Source organism: Achromobacter sp. UBA4530, from assembly GCF_002388205.1.
In the GTDB taxonomy this organism is placed as follows: Bacteria; Pseudomonadota; Gammaproteobacteria; order Burkholderiales; family Burkholderiaceae_B; genus Achromobacter; species Achromobacter animicus.
In genome coordinates this window covers 12271-30497 of sequence record NZ_DGMA01000044.1, presented here as the reverse complement: position 1 = coordinate 30497, position 18227 = coordinate 12271, and the positions used below count along the sequence as shown (strand labels likewise).

The 18227-nt window shown below is 64.2% G+C and carries 18 protein-coding genes; 9 read left to right on the top strand and 9 right to left on the bottom strand.

What is annotated here, in order from left to right; all coding sequences use genetic code 11:
- Positions 1-4: 4 nt before the first annotated feature.
- A complete protein-coding gene (locus tag B2W22_RS25565) occupies positions 5-724 on the bottom strand; it encodes a tetratricopeptide repeat protein (protein WP_175125995.1) in 720 nt (239 codons plus the stop codon).
- A 207-nt stretch (positions 725-931) separates the two neighbouring features.
- Here B2W22_RS25565 and B2W22_RS25560 point away from each other — a divergent pair, with 207 nt between their 5' ends.
- Positions 932-1591 carry a thiopurine S-methyltransferase gene (locus B2W22_RS25560; protein ID WP_175125996.1) on the top strand — a complete coding sequence of 220 codons (660 nt, stop codon included), beginning with the start codon at positions 932-934 and terminating at the stop codon, positions 1589-1591.
- Between the two features lie 12 nt (positions 1592-1603).
- Here B2W22_RS25560 and B2W22_RS25555 read toward each other — a convergent pair whose 3' ends face one another.
- The 6 genes from B2W22_RS25555 to B2W22_RS25530 form a co-directional block, all read right to left on the bottom strand.
- Entirely contained in the window at positions 1604-2371 is a 768-nt protein-coding gene (locus B2W22_RS25555; RefSeq protein ID WP_286940068.1) for an SDR family oxidoreductase, read from the bottom strand.
- On the bottom strand, positions 2368-3363 hold the full coding sequence (locus tag B2W22_RS25550; RefSeq protein ID WP_175125998.1) for an NAD(P)H-quinone oxidoreductase: 996 nt from the start codon (positions 3361-3363) through the stop codon (positions 2368-2370). Before B2W22_RS25550 ends, B2W22_RS25555 begins: the two co-directional genes overlap by 4 nt.
- Before the next feature lie 20 nt (positions 3364-3383).
- Positions 3384-4088, bottom strand: coding sequence for an ABC transporter ATP-binding protein (locus B2W22_RS25545; RefSeq protein WP_056570664.1), 705 nt, complete (start codon positions 4086-4088; stop codon positions 3384-3386).
- On the bottom strand, positions 4081-5862 hold the full coding sequence (locus B2W22_RS25540; RefSeq protein WP_175125999.1) for an ABC transporter permease subunit: 1782 nt from the start codon (positions 5860-5862) through the stop codon (positions 4081-4083). Before B2W22_RS25540 ends, B2W22_RS25545 begins: the two co-directional genes overlap by 8 nt.
- Before the next feature lie 22 nt (positions 5863-5884).
- Positions 5885-6751 carry a branched-chain amino acid ABC transporter permease gene (locus B2W22_RS25535; RefSeq protein ID WP_175126000.1) on the bottom strand — a complete coding sequence of 289 codons (867 nt, stop codon included), beginning with the start codon at positions 6749-6751 and terminating at the stop codon, positions 5885-5887.
- A gap of 134 nt (positions 6752-6885) precedes the next feature.
- Positions 6886-8085 carry an ABC transporter substrate-binding protein gene (locus B2W22_RS25530; protein ID WP_175126001.1) on the bottom strand — a complete coding sequence of 400 codons (1200 nt, stop codon included), beginning with the start codon at positions 8083-8085 and terminating at the stop codon, positions 6886-6888.
- Positions 8086-8415: 330 nt separating this feature from the next.
- Here B2W22_RS25530 and B2W22_RS25525 point away from each other — a divergent pair, with 330 nt between their 5' ends.
- From B2W22_RS25525 to B2W22_RS25515, 3 genes are read left to right on the top strand one after another with little or no spacing between them, the layout of a single operon-like run.
- Positions 8416-9198 (top strand): SDR family oxidoreductase, encoded by a 783-nt coding sequence (locus B2W22_RS25525; RefSeq protein ID WP_175126002.1) that lies wholly within the window; start codon positions 8416-8418, stop codon positions 9196-9198.
- Positions 9198-10151, top strand: coding sequence for a 3-hydroxyacyl-CoA dehydrogenase (locus B2W22_RS25520; protein ID WP_286940066.1), 954 nt, complete (start codon positions 9198-9200; stop codon positions 10149-10151). The genes B2W22_RS25525 and B2W22_RS25520 overlap by 1 nt, the downstream gene beginning before the upstream one ends.
- The gene (locus tag B2W22_RS25515; RefSeq protein ID WP_286940064.1) at positions 10144-11079 is read left to right on the top strand and encodes a 3-keto-5-aminohexanoate cleavage protein; all 936 of its coding nucleotides are present in this window, start codon (positions 10144-10146) and stop codon (positions 11077-11079) included. Before B2W22_RS25520 ends, B2W22_RS25515 begins: the two co-directional genes overlap by 8 nt.
- A gap of 65 nt (positions 11080-11144) precedes the next feature.
- Here the strand turns inward: B2W22_RS25515 and B2W22_RS25510 are convergent, their stop codons facing one another.
- Positions 11145-12215: a glycerol dehydrogenase gene (locus B2W22_RS25510; protein ID WP_175186591.1), complete on the bottom strand. Its 1071-nt coding sequence runs from the start codon at positions 12213-12215 to the stop codon at positions 11145-11147.
- Positions 12216-12224: 9 nt separating this feature from the next.
- The gene (locus B2W22_RS25505; protein WP_056570648.1) at positions 12225-12929 is read right to left on the bottom strand and encodes a GntR family transcriptional regulator; all 705 of its coding nucleotides are present in this window, start codon (positions 12927-12929) and stop codon (positions 12225-12227) included.
- 124 nt (positions 12930-13053) lie between these two features.
- On the opposite strand from B2W22_RS25505, the gene B2W22_RS25500 reads away from it, so the two are divergent.
- The 5 genes from B2W22_RS25500 (at position 13054) to B2W22_RS25480 (ending at position 18195) form a co-directional block, all read left to right on the top strand.
- Positions 13054-13911: a transketolase gene (locus tag B2W22_RS25500; RefSeq protein WP_286940062.1), complete on the top strand. Its 858-nt coding sequence runs from the start codon at positions 13054-13056 to the stop codon at positions 13909-13911.
- Complete coding sequence (locus tag B2W22_RS25495; RefSeq protein WP_286940060.1) at positions 13912-14898, top strand: transketolase family protein; 987 nt, start codon at positions 13912-13914, stop codon at positions 14896-14898.
- 13 nt (positions 14899-14911) lie between these two features.
- The gene (locus B2W22_RS25490) at positions 14912-15715 is read left to right on the top strand and encodes a shikimate dehydrogenase family protein (protein WP_175138292.1); all 804 of its coding nucleotides are present in this window, start codon (positions 14912-14914) and stop codon (positions 15713-15715) included.
- A gap of 29 nt (positions 15716-15744) precedes the next feature.
- Complete coding sequence (locus tag B2W22_RS25485; protein ID WP_286940058.1) at positions 15745-17343, top strand: GMC family oxidoreductase; 1599 nt, start codon at positions 15745-15747, stop codon at positions 17341-17343.
- Positions 17344-17484: 141 nt separating this feature from the next.
- Entirely contained in the window at positions 17485-18195 is a 711-nt protein-coding gene (locus B2W22_RS25480; RefSeq protein WP_286940057.1) for a glutathione S-transferase, read from the top strand.
- The last annotated feature ends 32 nt before the right edge of the window (positions 18196-18227 follow it).

Genomic DNA, 18227 nt, shown 5'->3' with positions numbered 1-18227 from the left:
GGCCCTATTGGGGCAGGGTTGCCAACTGGGTTTCGGTGAAGGCGTAGCCGGGCTGCAGGCGTAGCGCGGCCTCGTAGGAGTTGCGGGCGTCCGCCAGACGCCCAAGCCTGCGTTGCAGGTTGCCCAGATTCGTCAGGATCAGCGCGCTGGCCGGCTTGGCGCGCACGGCCTTCTCAAAGGCGCTCAGCGCTTCCTCCGGGCGGTTCAACGCATCCAGCACCGACGCCTGCAGGTTGTAGCCGATGCTCCAGCCAGGAAACTTTGCAGTCAGCACCTGCGTTGTCGCCAGCGCGTTGGGCAGGTCCGCGCGCTCGGCCTGCGCGCCCGCCTTGTTGACGTACGCCCATCTGTTGTCGGGATTCAATGCGATGGACTGCTCGAATAACGCAAGCGCCGCCGCCATGTTGCCTTGCTGACCGTGCAGCTTTCCCAGGAACAGCCTGATGTCGGCGTCGGCGGGCGCCTGCCGCGCCATGTCTTCGGCGATGCGCTGCGCCTCCTGGCGATCGCCGGCTCGCAGCGCCGCGGAGATCTGCGCGTTCTGCGCCTGCAGGGCAGGGGGCCACTGCTGGATGCGCGCACGCAGCGCGTCGTTCTCCGCTCGCAGCTCTGCAAGATAAGCGTCGTCCAGCTGCGACGCGTCCTGGGCATGGGCTGGCTGGCCCATCAGAACGCTGACGAGAAGCAACGGAGAGAGAAGACGGATGCGAAGCGCTGCAAGCATGAGAAGGGCCGCCGGGCGTCATGTCGGGCCCATACGATACCGGAACCATCGCGGACGAAGCGCCGGCGGGGCGGCCGCGCCCGACATTTCAGACCAGCACTACAATGCCCGAGCGCGTATTGCGAACGATCAGGCGCCCCGGCAACGGCTGAAGGTACGCTGATCCCGGCAGTTGCGACACGTATTCATAGGAGGAGCAGACAAGTCATGGACGCGGAATTCTGGCTGGAACGGTGGCGCGAAGGGCGCACGCATTTTCATCAGGCTCGGATCACGCCGCTTTTGCAGAAGTACTGGCCGACGCTTGACGTCCCCAAGGGCGGCAAGGTGCTGGTCCCGCTTTGCGGCAAGTCGCTGGACATGGTGTGGCTGGCCGCGCAGGGCCATCAGGTGCTGGGCGCAGAGCTCTCGCAGCTTGCGGTGGAGCAGTTCTTCACCGAAAACGAATTGCGGCCGGTCAAGCACGAGTCCGCATACGGCACGCACTACGTGGCCGGCAACATCGAGATCGTCTGCGGAGACATCTTCAAGATGGATGCGCAGGTGCTGTCGCATTGCGTGGGCGTGTTTGACCGCGCGGCGCTCGTCGCGCTGCCGGACGCGATGCGGGCAAGCTACGTGCGTCACGTCTACGGGCAGCTGTCGCCGTCCTATCGCGGCCTGCTCATCACCTTGGACTATCCGCAGGAAGAGATGGCAGGCCCGCCGTTTTCCGTGGTCGACAGCGAGGTGCAGGCAATCTTCTCGGACGTTTCGCCCGCCGTCATCATCGACCGCCGCGACATTCTTGATAAGGAACCCAAGTTCCAGTCTGCGGGCGTCAGCCGCCTGGACACGGTGGTTTACCGGCTGGGCGTGCAGGACTGAGCGTGTCGCGGGCTAGGTCATCAGCCAGCCGCCCGCCACGTCCAGCACCTGCCCAGTCACGAACCTGGCCTGATCGGACGCGAAGAACAGGCAGGCATCCGCCACTTCCTCGGGCGTGCCCAGGCGCCGCAGCGCAGTCATCGCCGCCACCGCGTCGTTGATTTCCTGCGGCACGCTTTTCAGCAGCGGTGTGCTGATCCGGCCGGGCGCCAGCGCATTCACGGTCACCTGATGTTCGCCGAGCTCGGCTGCCCAGTGCCGCGTCAGCCCGATCAGCCCGGCTTTGGTGGCCGCGTAATGCGCCGCCACGATATCGCAGTATGCCTTGCCGGCCACCGACGACATGTTGATGACGCGCCCCTGTCGCGCTTGCACCATGAGCGGCGTGGCCAGATGCGTCATGTAGAACACGCCGTTCAAGTTCACCGAGACGACGTTGTTCCACTCCGCCGGCGGCATCTCCCATACCTTCAGCGCGCGGCCGTTCGTCTTGGGCGAGATGCCGACGTTGTTGACCAGGACAGTGGCGGCGCCCAGCTCGCGCGTGATGCGGTCATAGGCGGCCTGGCACTGGTCGAAATGCGCGACGTCGGTGGGCACGAAACACACGTCATGGCCACGCTTCTGGAGTTCCTTCTCGTAGGCTTGCCCGGCCTGCGCATTGAAGTCGACGAGACCCACGCGGCCGCCTTCGGCCAGAAACGCCTCGACGATGGCCGAGCCGATGCCGCCGACCGCGCCCGTGACGATGATGGTCTGGCCGATAAAGCGCGCGTTCATGGCCGCACCTGCAGCATGATCTTGCCGATGTGCTTGCTGCTTTCCATCAATGCGTGCGCGCGCGCGGCCTCGGCCAGCGGGAAGACCTCGTGGATCAGGGGCAGGCACTTTCCCTGATCCATGAGCGGCAGCACCTTCTGCACAAGCGATTGCGCGATGGCGCCCTTGTCCTCGTCGGACCTCGGGCGCAGCGTGGATCCGGTGAATTGCAGCCGTTTGGTCATGATGGGCAGGGCGTCGATCTCGGCCTTGCTGCCCTCCAGGAACGCAATCTGCACCAGCCGTCCGTTCAGGGCCAGCAACCGCAGGTTCTTGTTGATGTAGGCGCCGCCCACCATGTCCAGGATCACGTCGACGCCCACGTTGCCCGTGCCCTCGCGCACGGCGGCCTCGAAGTCTGCGTCGCGGTACTGCACGGCATGGTGCGCGCCGGCTTTCCGGCAGGCATCCGCTTTCTCTACGTTGCCGACGGTGGTCCAGACTTCCGCGCCGAATGCGCGTGCGAGCTGGATTGCCGTCAGGCCGATGCCGCTCGAGCCGCCGTGGACCAGAAACTTTTCGCCTGCGGTGAGGCGTGCTCGGTCGAACACGTTGGTCCAGACGGTGAAGTAGTTTTCGGGAATGGCCGCGGCCGTCAGCAGATCCAGACCGCGCGGCACCGGCAGGCAATGGCGCTCGTCGGCCAGGCAGTACTGGGCATAGCCGCCGCCCGGCGTCAGCGCGCAGACCTGGTCGCCGGCCTTCAAGCCTTGCACCTCGGGACCGGCCGCCACGACGGTGCCCGACACTTCCAGGCCCAGATAGGGCGAGGCGCCCGGGGGCGGAGGATAGGAACCCGAGCGTTGCAGCACGTCCGGGCGGTTGACGCCCGCGAAGGCTACTTCGATCAGCACCTGGCGGCGCGTCGGCGCTTCCATGTCGCGTTCGGCGATGCGCATGCAGTCGGGCGCGCCGCCCTTGCCATGGTCGATGAATGTGCAGCGTAAAGACATGAGACGTTCGTCCTTGGATTTCAGTGGCCCAGATAGGCCTTCTTGACGTGAGGGTCGCTGAGCAGTTCCGCGCCCGTGCCCGTGCGCACGATCGCGCCGTTTTCCAGCACATAACCGCGATCCGCCAGCCGCAGCGTGCGGAACACGTTCTGCTCCACCAGAAGCACCGTCACGCCGTGCGAGGTGACGTCGCGGATGATGTCGAACATCTGCTGCACCAGCAGCGGCGACAGCCCCAGCGACGGTTCGTCGAACACCAGCAGCTTCGGGTCCGCCATCATGCCGCGCGCAATCGCCACCATCTGCTGCTCGCCGCCCGACAGCGACCCGGCGTACTGGCTCAGCCGCTCCTTCACGCGCGGGAAGATGCGCAGCACTTCGTCGAGCTTGCGTTCGACGATCGGCCGCGCGGCGCGCTTGTACGAGCCCATGAGCAGGTTGTCCCGCACGGTGAAGTGCGGGAAGAGCTGTCGCCCTTCGGGAATCATGGTGATCCCGGCGTCCACGATGTCGTAGGGTTCGCGGTTCGTCAGGTCCTGGCCTTCGAACTCCACCTTGCCCTGCGTGGCGGCAATCACGCCGCACAGCGTCTTGAGCGTGGTCGTCTTGCCCGCGCCGTTGGCGCCGATCAGCGTGACGATCTCGCCCGCGTTCACCTCGAAATTCAGGCCGTTGAGCACCTGGCTCTTGCCATAGCCCGACGTCAGATTCGACACCTTAAGCATCCTGATACTCCTTGCCCAGATAGGCTTCGATGACGGCCGGGTTCTCGACCACGTCCTTGGGGGCGCCGCTGACCAGCACGCCCCCTTCATTCAGGACGATGATGCGGTCGGACAGCGCCATCGTGGCCTGCATCATGTGTTCGATCAGCAGCACCGAAACGCCGGAATCGCGGATGCGACGGATCATCTGGATGGATTTCTCGATGTCCGTGGGGTTCAAGCCCGCCATCACTTCATCCAGCAGCAGGATGCGCGGCTTGATCGCCAGCGCACGCGCCACTTCCAGACGCTTCATGCCGCCCACCGTGAGGCTGCGCGCTTCGGTGTTCAGATACTTCACCAGGTCGGTCTGCTCGGCCACCTTCAGGGCGATCTGCTCGGCCTCGTCGCGGTCCGACGTGTGGATGAACGCGCCCAGCATGATGTTTTCCAACACCGTCAGTCCCGTGAACGGTTTGGCGATCTGGAACGTGCGGCCCAGGCCCTTGTGCGCGAAGGCGTCGGGCGTCTTGCAGGTGACCCAGTTGCCTTGCTCGTCGCGCATCGTGATGTCGCCCTTGTCCGGCGACAGAAAGCCCGACAGCAGGTTGAACACCGTGGTCTTGCCCGCGCCATTGGGCCCGATCATGCCCAGGATTTCGTGCTGGTTGAGCGTCAGCGATACGTCGTTCGTGGCGCGCAGGCCGCCGAAGCTCTTGAACAGTCCCTCCGCCTTCAGGACCGGCTGCTCGCTGCGGGTGGCGTTACGGATGCGGATCTCGTCGGCCAGCTTGAGCTTGGCCGGCGGCGTGCCAAGGTAGGGCAGGCGCGCCAGCATGCGCTCGATGAACGGCCCGAACGCACCTGCCAGCCCACGCGGAATGGTTAGCACCACCGCGACCAGGATCAGGCCGTAAATCAACCCGTGCATGCCGTTGCCGACGCTGCTGAGCCAGCCGCGCGCCAGTTCCGCGATGGGCAGCACCAGGAAGGTGCCCGCGATCGGGCCGGAAACGGTGCCCAACCCGCCGATCAGCGCAAACATCGCGACCTGAATGGACAGCTCCAGCGAGAACGCGGAGCTGGGATCGACGAAGGTCAGGTAGGTGATGTGGAACGTGCCGATGATGCTGGTCAGCACGGCGGACACCACGGCGGCGATGATCTTCACGCGCACGGTGTGGATGCCCACGGCCAGCGCGGCATCCTCGCGTTCGCGGATCGCGATCAGGTAGTGTCCGATGCGCGACTTGCGGATGTACCACGAGACCCACGTCACCAGTACGAACAGACCGAACGCGATGATGACGTAGTTGATCTTCTCGCGGAACACGATCCACGCCCAGCCGATGTTCAAGGGCAGGCTGATGCCGCTGGAGCCGCCGGTCCAGCTTTCCTCGTGGATGACCAGAAGGCGAACCACTTCCAGGATGGCGATGGTCGCCAGCGCAAAGAAGGGTCCGCGCAGGCGTAGCGTGGGATAGCTGATCAAGATGGCGACGGCCGCGGAAATGGCGGCTCCCGCGAACATGCCGATCCACGGCGAGATGCCGAAGTTCTGCGTCAACAGCGTGGCCGTGTAGCCGCCGATGCCATAGAACACCGCATGGCCGAGGGACAACTGGCCGGCATAGCCGCCCACGATGTTCCAGGCGACCGACAGCGCGGAAAACACGAACAGCAGGACGAAGAGGTTGGTCCAGAAGGGCGTGCCCATGACGACGGGCACGAGGAACATCGTGATCAGCAGGATGAGGCTGACGTAGGCTTTGGGATGTCGAAAGTCGGGAAACACGTCTTGCTCCTTGTTGTTCTGGTCACTCTGTACCGACACCGAACAGACCGTTCGGCTTCAGGACAAGGATCAAGAGGAAGATCCCGAAATAGACGACCTCTTTCAGGTCGGGCGCGATGTAGAAACCCGCCAGCGTGTCGACGATGCCGATAATCATGGACCCTGCGACGGCGCCATACAGGCTGCCCAGCCCGCCCAGCACCACGATCACGAACGCGGTCAGCACGAAGTAGGTGCCCACCGTGGGGAACACCGGGTACTGTGGCGCAAGCAACCCCGCGGCGATGCCGACAAAGGCGGTGCCCAGCCCGAAAGCAATGGCGTAGACGTTATTGACGTTCACGCCCATCAGCGTGGCGGCGTAGCGGTGCTGTGCCACAGCCCGCAACGCGCGGCCCAGATAGGTGCGGTGCATGAACAGGTGCAGCAGCACAGCCAGCGTCAGGCCGATGATGAACGTGACGACTTGTCCCGTGACCATCGAGAACGGACCGAACTCGATGGCGTTGGTGCCCAATTCGACCGGCGCGCGATAGACGTTTGCGCCAAAGATCACCAGCGCCAGGTTCAAGAGGATGGTGGACACGCCCACCGTGGCGAAGATCTGGATGTGTTGATCCGCATGAAGCAGCGGCTGGATGATGCCCTTCTGCGTCAGCGCGCCCAGCGCGAACAGAATCACGGCCACCGGAATCAGACCCGCGTAGGGGTGGACGCCGAACTGCGCCGCGATCAGATAGACCATGTACATGCCGATCATCAGGAACTCGCCATGCGCGAAGTTCACGACGCGCACGACACCGAAAATGAGCGTCAGCCCCAGGCTGATGATCGTGTATGCGCCGCCCAGCAACAGGCCGTTGATGACCAGTTGAATGAATAATTCCATTGTGCAACCTCTAAGTGCGGGAAGCGCCCCGTCCCTGTCCCGCAGCGTCCAGGGGCGGGGCGCTCAGGCCCCGGGTAAGACCGGACGCGCACCGGGGGCGCAAGGCCCCGGCGCCCGGCCGCTGGCATCGCGCTTTATTTCTTGAAGATGGGCTTGCCGAGAGCGAGGTTTTCCGGGCCGATGGTGACGAGCTTGCCGTCTTGCCACTGCATCACGTAGAAGGTCGAGGCATTGTTCTGCCCGTCTTCGCCGAAGTCGAAGCCCCAGCCGTTAGCCGTCTGGCCGGCGGGCTTCTTGTAGGCCAGCACCGCGGCGCGGATCTTGTCCTTGTCCGTGGACTTGGCGTTGGCGATGGCTTCGAAGAAGGCCTTGGCGCCGACGTAGTTGGTCAGGCTGTGGCCGGATTGCGGATCGCTCTTGTAGGTTGCCTTGTAGGCTTCGAGGAACTTGTCCAGGCCTGGCGCGCCGGCCGGATTGATGGACGCTTGCGGGAAGTCCAGGTCGAACACGCCGTTCATGTCGGCGCCCACGGCCTTGGCGGTGTCGGCCAGCGAATAGCCGCCGCCCGCCCCGATCACGACCTTGGGCTTGAAAGCCGCCGCGCGCGCCTGGCTGAAGAACAGGATGGCGTCGTTCTGGTAGGCCGTCTGCAGCACCACGTCGGTCTTCGCGCCCTTCAGGCGCAGGATCAGCGACGACAAGTCGACGGTCTTGGCCGAATACGGCAAAACCTCCACCACGTTGTAGCCAAGTTCCTGGGCGCGCTTCTTCTCGGTGGCCGCCACGTCGGTCCCATACGGGCCGTCTTCGTGGATGATGCCGATCTTGATGTCCTTCGGGTTCAGGCCCATGCCCGGCGCGATGGTGTCATGCAACGCGTTCACGACCGACACGCCGTACAGCGCGGTGTTGGGGTTGCTGCGGAACAGGTACTTGTAGTTGCGCGTGGTGATCTTATGCGCGGTGGCACCCAGTTCGAAGTAGGGCACGCCCGCCAGCTCCGTCACGGGCGAAGCCGCGTACGAAATGCCCGATGCATAGCTGCCGAACACCCCGACCACGTTGGCCGAGATCAGGCGCTTGGTCTCGGACACCGCCTGGGTCGGATCGACGGCGTCGGCCTTGATGATTTCGATCTTCTCGCCGTTGATCCCCCCGGCCGCGTTGATCTCGTTAACGGCCAGTTCCAGACCGCGATAGCTTTCCTGTCCAAGCAGCGCAAGCGCGCCGCTGAACGGGAATAGCGCGCCTACCTTCATGTCGGCCGCTGCGGTGCCGCTTGCCAGCGCGCTGCATACACCCAGCGCCAAAACAATTTTGTTGAACTTGAACACTGTCTACGCTCCTTTATTGGTATGGAATGCGGACTGGATCTGCGTTCCGTCCGTCTTTTGCTATATATGATATATGCGCCGGCGGGGCGAGGAACCCTCGCCTTGGATTCTAGTGGCGGTCGCTTCATGCCGAATCAGGGAATTCCCTGAAACCGCATGAATAAAGCCTTAGCGGCCGAAATACGAGGAAAATGCGCAGCTGATTCCGTCAGGCGAACGACGCTTTTTGGATGAAGCGGCACACGCAAGACGGATCACAGGATAGCTGGTTTTATCATATATCGTATATGATGGTCCGCACTTATAAGAACGATCCTAGGAGACAAGCGCATGTTCGAGGAAGTGGATTTCACCGGCAAGAAAGTACTCATCACCGCCGGCGCCGATGGGCTGGGCCTGGAAATGGCCAAGGTCTTTCACCACGCGGGCGCTACCGTGTTCGTGTGCGACGTCAACGAGGAACGGCTGGCCGCGTTGCCTACGGAACTGCCCGGTGTGCAGGTGGCGCGGGCCGACGTATCCGACGAAGCCGGTGTTGAACAGCTGTTCGCCGCCGTTCGCCAAACACTCGGCGGCCTGGACATTCTGATCAACAACGCGGGTGTGGCCGGTCCCACGGGTTTCGTCGAAACGCTTTCCAAGGCGGATTGGGACCGAACGCTCGCCGTCAACATCACCGGCCAGTTCCTGTGCGCGCGTCAGGCCATTCCCCTGCTCAAGGAATCGAAGGCCGGCGTGATGATCAATCTCTCTTCGGCGGCGGGGCATCTTGGCTTTGCGGGCCGGTCGGTGTATTCCGCCTCCAAATGGGCGGTCATCGGGTTCACCAAGTCGCTCGCGATCGAACTGGGCGGCCATGGCATTCGCGTCAACGCCATCCTGCCCGGCGCGGTTGAAGGCCCGCGAATTCGCGCCGTCATCGCCGCCAAGGCCGATACGCTGGGCCGGCCGGTCGAAGAGATCGCGGCGCAGTACGAAAACCAGGCCGTGCTCGGCCGCATGGTCACAGCCCGCGACATCGCCAACATGGTCCTGTTCAACGCTAGCGAAGCGGCGCGCAGCGTGACAGGCCAGGCCATCGTCGTGGACGGCTTCACGCAGAAGCTCTACTGATGGCCGCGGACCACATGCCGCGGCGCGCGGCCATCATTGGAACGGGACTGATCGGGCAAGGGTGGGCCATCGTGTTCGCGCGCATGGGCTGGGAAGTGCGGCTTCATGATGTGAACGCTGCGATGCTTGCCGAAGCGCGTGCGCTCATCCTGCAACAGCTTCGCGTGCTGGAAACACAGGGCCTGCTCGACAACGCGGACGCCATCGTCGACCGCGTGCAGGTGTCGGCCAGCCTGCAAGAGGCGCTGCAGGGCGCCAGCTACGTCCAGGAGAATTCCCCGGAAAGCGTCGAGATCAAGCGCGCGCTGTTTTGCGAACTGGACGCGCTGGCCGAACCGCACGCCATCATCGGCAGCTCGACGTCCAGCATCCCGGCCAGCCAGTTCACCGAGCATCTCGCCGGCAGGCACCGGTGCCTCGTGGCGCATCCGGTCAATCCGCCGTACCTGATTCCGGTCGTCGAACTGTGCCCGGCGCCGTGGACCAGCCCCGAAGCGCTGTCCGGCGCGCGCGACGTGATGACTGGCATCGGCCAGAAGCCCGTGCTGGTGCGGCGCGAAATCGAAGGCTTCATCCTGAATCGCCTGCAAGGCGCGTTGCTGCAGGAAGCCTTCCGGCTGGCAAGCCAGGGCATCGCCAGCGCCGAAGACATCGACACCACCGTCAAGGACGGCCTGGGTCTGCGCTGGTCCTTCATGGGACCGTTTGAAACCATCGACCTGAACGCGCCGGGCGGCATCGCGGATTACTGCCGCCGCTATGGCGGACTCTATCAGTCCATTGGCGCAAGCCAGGGCGATTGCGTGGCCTGGGAAGGCGCGCTGGTCGACGCACTATCCGAGGAGCGGCGCGCCCTGCTGCCCGAGGAAGACCTTGCCGCACGCCGCTTCTGGCGCGACGAAAAGCTGATGCGCCTCATGCGTCACAAACAACACGGAGACAACAATGGCTAAGCCCAAACAGAAAGTCGTCATCACTTGCGCCGTGACGGGCGCCATCCACACGCCCAGCATGTCGCCGCACCTGCCGGTCACGGCCGACGAGATCGCCGAGGCGGCCATCGGCGCGGCCAAGGCCGGCGCCGCCGTCCTGCACCTGCATGCGCGGGATCCGCAGACGGGCAAGCCTTCGCAGGATCCGGCGCTGTTCAAGCCTTTCCTTGAGCGCATCAAGCGCGAGACCGACGCCATCATCAACATCACCACCGGCGGCAGTCCGCACATGACGGTGGAAGAACGCATGCGGCCGGCCACTACGTTCCAGCCGGAGCTGGCGTCGCTGAACATGGGCTCCATGAACTTCGGCCTCTTTCCCATGCTGGACCGCTTCTCCGAGTTCAAGCACGACTGGGAGCGGGAGCATCTGGAGAACAGCCGCTCGCTCATCTTCCGCAACACCTACCAGGACATCGAATCCATTCTGACGCTTGGCAACGCCAACGGCACGCGCTTTGAGTTCGAGTGCTATGACATCAGCCACCTCTACAACCTGGCGCATTTCGTGGACCGCGGCCTGGTCAAGTCGCCGCCCTTCATCCAATCGGTGTTCGGCATCCTGGGCGGCATCGGCCCGCACCCGGAAGACCTGATGCACATGAAGCGCACGGCGGACCGCCTCTTTGGCGACGACTACGAATGGTCGATCCTGGGCGCCGGCCGCAACCAGATGCCGCTGGCAACTATCGGCGCGGCGATGGGTTCGAACGTGCGGGTGGGTCTTGAAGATTCGTTGTGGATCGGACCGGGACAACTGGCCGAATCCAATCGCGTGCAGGTGGAGCGCATCCGCGGCATCCTCGAGGCGCTGAATCTGGATGTCGCGACGCCGGACGAAGCGCGGGCCAAGCTGGGATTGAAAGGCAAGGACAACGTCGCGTTCTGATGCCGCGGGCGGGCAGGGCGGCCGGCGGGCATCAAACCCGCCAGCCCTTGCTGGCAGCAGTGGGGTCAGGCGTGACGGCGCAGCGCGGCGGCCAGCGTGGTCACATCCAGCGTACGGTCAAAGTTGGCGGCATGGCGCGCTTTCAGGCTGAGGTCCGCCGCCAGCGACAGTTCCGCATCGGATGGCTCGCCGGCCGCGCCTAGTTCGCGCAGCGTGACCGGCAGGCCGACCTGGGCATACCACTGCTTCAGATCGGCCAGCATGCCGTCGTTGCGGTTCTCCAGGTCAAGCTGCACCAGCAAGCCCACCGCCACCTGCAGGCCGTGCAGCGCGGTGGCGACGCCGTTGATCTTTGGTAGCCCGCGCGTCAGAGCGTGGGCAATGGACAGGCCACCGCTTTCAAATCCAAGACCGCTCATGAGGATCATCGCTTCCACCACGCGCTCGAACGCGGGCGTGGGCTGGCCGCTTCCTGCAACGGCCACGGCATCCGCGCCGTCCGCCAGCAGCGTGCGCAGGCAGCCGTCGGCGATGAGCTGGGCCGTGAGCAGCGGCGCCGCGTCGTACATGTTCTTGCCGCCGTTGCGCTGGCACTGTTCGGCTTCAAACTTCTTGGAGATTGCATCGCCCAGCCCGGCCCGGAAGAAGTGGACCGGCGCGGTCGCGACGATGGCGGTGTCGACCAGCACGATGGTCGGATTGAACAGCATGTGCTCGACGGCCAGGAGATTGTGATGTGCGTCGTAAAGCACGTAATTCTTGCTGGTGGGCGCGTCGTTGGACGCCACGGTGGGCACGGTGATCAGGTGGCAATGCGACGACTTGGCCACGGCTTTGCCGGCATCCAGCGACTTGCCGCCGCCCACCGCAATGACCATGTCGATGTTCGCCGGCGCGGCTTGCGCGCGCAATCCGTCGATGACTTCAGGCGTCAGGTCGCCTTCGACGATCAGCGGCGCAAGTGCCACGCCATGCTGGGCGCACAGCCCCTCGATTCTCGGACCCAACACGCCATGCACATAGCTGTCGATGACCAGCGCGGCGCGCTTTCCGAACAGCGCCGCGTATTGCCCCAGCGCGTCCAGGGCGCCCGATCCCTGGATGTAGCGGCTGGGCGCTCCGAAAATCTTCAGCATGGCGTCTCCCTATTTGCGAGCCCCGGGGGGGCGGTAGTCGAGTTCTTTTTCCCGTTCGACCAGCCAGTCGATCATGATCTTTCCGCCCCAGACCAGATCGGCCTGGATGGCGTTGCGCGCCGCTTCCGAATCACGCGCTTCCAGGGCCTCGATGACGGCCTCGTGGCGATGCTCGTTTTCGGAATAGTCCAGGCCGGCGGTCTTGACGTGAAACACCTTGAGGATGGGACCGGTGATGACCCAGAACGACTCAACGGTGTTGCGCAGGATGGGCTTGTTGCTGGCTTCGAGGATGGCGAAGTGGAATTTGCGGTTCAGGTAGCTGGCGCGCTTGGGGTCGGTGGACGTGCACGAGATGAAATCCCGTTGCAACGCGATCAGGTTGTCGAGCTGCTTGCGCGTGATGTTTTGCGCGGCCTCGGCGGCGCCCATGCCTTCAAGGTGGAAGCGGATCTGCTGGATCTCCCGCAGCTTTTCCGAGTTGACGTACGGCACGTAGACCGCGGTGGCCGCCTGCATCTCGAGCCCTTGCTCGCTGATCAGCCGGAAGATGGCCTCGCGCACCGGCGTGATGGATACGCCCATTTCCTGCGCCAGCTCGCCGATGATCAGGCGCTCGCCAGGTTCGTATTGCCCGTTGATCAGGGCATTACGGATTTCGTTGTAGACCCTGACGGAAAGGTTCTCTTTTTTGACCGGTTTGAGGCTGGGCATGGCGTTTCTGGCTTGCTGTATGGAGGGTGCAGGTGAATCCAGGAGCGATTCTAGCCCGGCGTAGCCAATTCGAGCGCAATGGGTATATTATATATCATATATCCATACGACAGGAGGAGGCGCGATGCGCAAGGATCAGGAGGCCCCTACCGCAGGGGAAATCGCGATGCTGCGGGAAAAGGCCCGCCATATCAGGCTGGAGACCATCCGCCTCATCGAAATTGCCAAGGTCGGACACTACAGTTCCGTCTTTTCGTGCGCCGAGATCTTCGCGGCGCTTTATTTTGATGTGATGCGTCTGCGCCCGGGCGAGCCGCAGTGGCCGGATCGTGACCGCTTCCTCATGGGCAAGGGCCACGCCGCCGTCGGCCTGTTCCCCGTGCTGGCCGATCTGGGCTTCATCGATCACGCGTTGCTGGACGGCTACACGCGGTTGGGCAGCCCCCTGGGCGATCACCCCGACATGAGCAAGGTGCCGGGCGTCGACTTCAGCTCGGGCTCCATCGGTCATGCGCTGTCCAACGGCGTTGGCATGGCCGTCGGCGGCCGCATGAACCAGCGGGACTTCAACGTGTTCGTGATGCTGGGCGACGGCGAAATGCAGGAAGGGCAGGTGTGGGAAGCCGCGTTGTTCGCCGCGCACAACCGCTTGTCCCGCCTCATCTCTATCATCGACCGCAACGGCTATCAGCTCGACGGCAAGGTCGACGACGTCATGGGGGTGGAGTCGCTGAAAGAAAAGTGGCAGGCGTTCGGCTGGGAGGTCCACGAAGTCGATGGCCACAATCTTGCCGAACTGACTGCGCTGCTGCGCCGCCTGCGCGCCGACGATGCGCGCGGCAAGCCCGCATGCGTGATCGCCCGGACCATCAAGGGCAAGGGTGTCTCCTATATGGAAACCGAACCGGGCTGGCACCTGGGCTACCTGGCCCCGCAAGATGCGCAAAGCGCTGTCGAAGAAATCCTCTCCCGCGAGATCTGAATGGCACAGGCACAAGTACTCTCTCCCGATTCCTGGCAGTACCGCGCCCTGAATGCGGTGAACCCCGGGCTGTCCTACCTTTCCGACGGATTGATCGAGCTGGTGAAGGCCGGGCATCCCGTCGTGGCCGGATCGGCCGACCTGCAGTATTCGAACGGGCTGAACCGCTTCGCCGAGGCCTATCCCGACCGCTACGTGCAGTTCGGCATCTCTGAGCAGAACATGGTTTCGGCGGCCGCCGGGCTGGCAACGACCGGCATGATGCCGTTCGTCGCCACGTTCGCGTCGTTCCTCGGGTTGCTGTGCTGCGAACAGATCCGGATGGACGTCGCCTACACGCGCCTCCCGGTCCGCCTGATCGGCCATCACACGGGTATCAGTCTGGGCTTCTACGGCACCTCGCACCACGCCACCGAAGACATCTCCACCATGCGCGCACTGGCGGGCCTGACGGTGGTGTCTCCCGCCGACGGGCCGCAACTGGCGGCGGCCATCAAGGCGTCGGCGGACTGGCCCGAACCGATCTATTTCCGTATCGGCCGCGGGCGCGATCCGCAGGTCTACGAAGACAACACGCCGTTCGAATTCGGCCGTGCCATCGTCCACGAAACCGGTAGCGACCTGACGCTGATCGCCTGCGGCATCACGCTGCACGGTGCGCTGGCCGCGGCTCGCCAGTTGCGCGAAGAGGGCCTGTCGGTTGGCGTGATCGACATGCCGACGATCAAGCCGCTGGACCGCGACGCCATCCTGAAGGCTGCCGGGCAGTCGCGCCTGATGATGACGGTCGAAGAGCACAATGTGCTGGGCGGCCTGGGATCGGCAGTTGCCGAGGTGCTGGCCGACGCGGGCACCGGCACGCGGTTGCGCCGTCATGGCATCTATGACGAATACAGCCTCATTGCGCCGCCCACCACGCTGTACGCCCATTACAAGCTAGACGCCGAAGGCATTGCCGGCGTCGCGCGAGAATTCATCCAGCATTGATCCGGAGACATCCATGAAGGAAATCAGCGGCAACACGCGCCTGTTCGGCATCCTCGCCGACCCGATTCACCATGTGAAGACGCCGCAGCGCATGAACGAACACTTCGCCAAGATCGGTTTCGATGGCGTCTGCGTGCCATTTCACGCGCGGCCCGACAACCTGGCGGCCGTGGTCGACGGCCTGCGCCGCCTGGAAAACCTGGGCGGCGTGATCGTCACGGTGCCGCACAAGACCGCCATCCTGGAACTGGCCGACGACGCCACGCCCGTCGCACGCAAGATCGGCGCGGCCAATGTGTTGCGGCGTGAGGCCGATGGGCGCCTCGTGGCGCACATGCTGGACGGCGAGGGCTTCGTGCGTGGCCTGCGCAGTTGCGGCGTCGCCCCCGAGGGCAAGAGCGTCTACCTGGCGGGCGCGGGCGGCGCAGCCAATGCGATCGGCTTCGCGCTGGTGCAGGCTGGCGTCTCACGCCTGACCATCGCCAACCGCACGCCCGCCAAGGCCGAGGACCTGAAGGCCCGCATCCTGTCGCTGCATCCAGACGCGCAGATCGCGGTGGGCAATGCCGACCCGGCCGGCCATGACCTCGTCGTCAACGGCACGTCGCTGGGCATGAAAGAGGGCGATCCGCTACCGCTGGACGTGAGCCGCCTGACGCCGGACCAACTGGTCTGCGAGGTCATCATGCAGCCCAAGGACACGGCGCTGCTCGTGGCGGCGCAGGCGCGCGGCTGCAAGATTCATTACGGCGCGCCGATGCTGGCCTGCCAGATCGAACTGATGGTGGAAACGCTGGGCGTGACGTCCGCCCGTTAGACGGCGCTGCACACATTCGGTAGACAACGATGGGCGACTACGACTTCATCATCGCGGGTGGCGGAACGGCCGGCTGCATCCTGGCCAACCGCCTCAGCGCGGACGGCAAGTATCGCGTGCTGCTGCTGGAGGCCGGCCACGAGGCGCGCAGCATGTGGATTCCCATTCCGGCGGGCTTTTCCAAGCTGCTGGTCGATCCGCAATACAACTGGCGCTTTGCCACCGAACCCGAGGACAACGTCCACGGACGCGTCATCGCCGTGCCCCGCGGCAAGGGATTGGGCGGGTCCACGCTGATCAACGGCATGATCTACGTGCGCGGCCAGCCCCAGGATTACGACGGCTGGGTGGCCGCGGGAGCCGCCGGTTGGGGACGCGACGTGGCCGAGCGCATCTACCGCAAGATAGAGAACTACGCGCCGGGCGGCGAGACCCGCGGCAAGGACGGCCCGATGCACCTTGAAGAGGTGGCCGAGCGCTTTCCGGTGTCGGACGCCTTCCTGCAGGCTGCGCGCGAAGACGGCCAACCCTTCAATCCGGACTACAACAGCGGCGATCAAGAAGGCGTGGGCTACTACCAGGTGCTCCAGCACCACGGCCGGCGCTGGAGTGTCGTGGACGGCTACCTGAAACCGGCCGCGGGACGGCGCAACCTCAGTGTCGAATGCGGCGCCCATGTCACGCGTCTGGTGTTTGAAGGTAAGCGCTGCGTGGGCGTGGTCTACCGCCAGAACGGGCAGGAACACGTCGTGCGCGCACGCCGCGAAACGCTGGTCTGCATGGGTGCGGTGCAATCCCCGCAATTGCTCGAACTGTCCGGAGTGGGCAATGCAGCCTTGCTGGCCTCGCACGGTATCGGCGTGGTGCACGCGCAGCCGGCGGTGGGCGAAAACTACATCGACCACTTCGCCACGCGCATGAACTGGCGCGTCAAGAACACGGTCACCTTGAACGAAATGTCGCGCGGCTGGCGGCTGGCGCAGCAGGTGGCGCGTTACTACATAAGCCGCAAAGGCATCCTGACCCTGGGCACAGGGTTGGTGCACGGCTTCGTGAAAAGCGCGCCCGGATTGCCCACCCCCGACGTGCAGTTTTTCTTCGTGCACGCCAGCTACGCCAACGCTGCCGAACGCATCCTGGACCGGCATCCCGGCATGACGATCGGGGTGGCGCAGTTGCGTCCCGAGTCCGTCGGGTCCATTCACATTAAGTCGGCCGATCCGCTGGCCGGACCTGCCATCCGGCCCAACTTCCTGTCCGCGCAAGTCGACCGCGACAGCCTGGTAGGCGGGATGCAGGTGGCACGCCGCATCGTGAGTCAGCCCGCCCTCAAACGCTACGTGGAGGCCGAGGTCAGCCCCGGCGTGCAGGTGGACAGCGATGACGAATGGCTGGACTTTGCGCGGCGCAACGGACAGACCATCTACCACCCCATCGGCACCTGCCGCATGGGAACGGACGCCGCGGCCGTCACGGACGTGCGGCTGCGTGTCAACGGGCTGACGGGCCTGCGCGTGGTGGATGCCTCGGTCATGCCGAAGATGGTTTCCGGCAACACGCAGGCCGCCGTCATGATGGTGGCCGAGCGCGGCGCGGAGATGATCCTCGAAGACGCGGCGCAGGCGTAGGGAACTTCCTGTCAGTAAAAATGGCGCGCTTGCTTACGACCGGCGCGCCATTTTTCTTGAAGGCGCCCGGCATGCGCCTTGCTAACGCGCTGTTCCGACTGCAGACTGCAGGTTAGGCTGCACCAACTGAAAGGAGACCGTATGACCTACGACCTTTGGTATTGGGATGGCATTCCCGGGCGGGGAGAATTCGTGCGCCTGGCGCTGGAAGCGGGCGGTATTTCGTATCGGGAACGCGCCCGCGATCCGGGCGCCGACGAAAGCGCGTTGATCGACGACATGCAATCGGCCCGCAAGCACCCGCCTTTTGCGCCGCCTTATCTGGTGGCCGGAAAAATGACGTTGGGGCAGACCGCCAATATTCTGCTTTTCCTCGGCGAGAAGCATGGCCTTGCGCCCGAATCGCGTGAAGGCCGGTTGTGGGTAAACCAGTTGCAACTCACCATTGCCGACATGGTGGCCGAAGCGCACGACACCCATCACCCCATTTCCGCCAGCGATTATTACGAAGACCAGAAAGAAGAGGCCGCCCGCCGCGCCAAGGTATTTCGCGAAGCGCGTATTCCGAAGTTCCTGGGATATTTCGAACGGCTGCTGGATGGGCCGCAGGCGTGGTTGGCGGGCGGCGCCAAATGGACCTACGTGGACTTGTCCCTTTATCACCTGGTCGATGGCTTGCTGTTCGCGTTTCCCAAACGCATGGCGACCGTTGCCGCACATTATCCAAATGTGTTCGCCCTGCACGAGCGCGTGACCGCTTTGCCTGAACTGCAGGCCTATTTTTCGAGCGGCCGGCGCTTGCCGTTTGGCGAGGGCATTTTCCGCCAATATCGCGAGCTGGACGCCGCTTGAATCCGGGATTTCCCGAGTGTGCGTCGTGACGA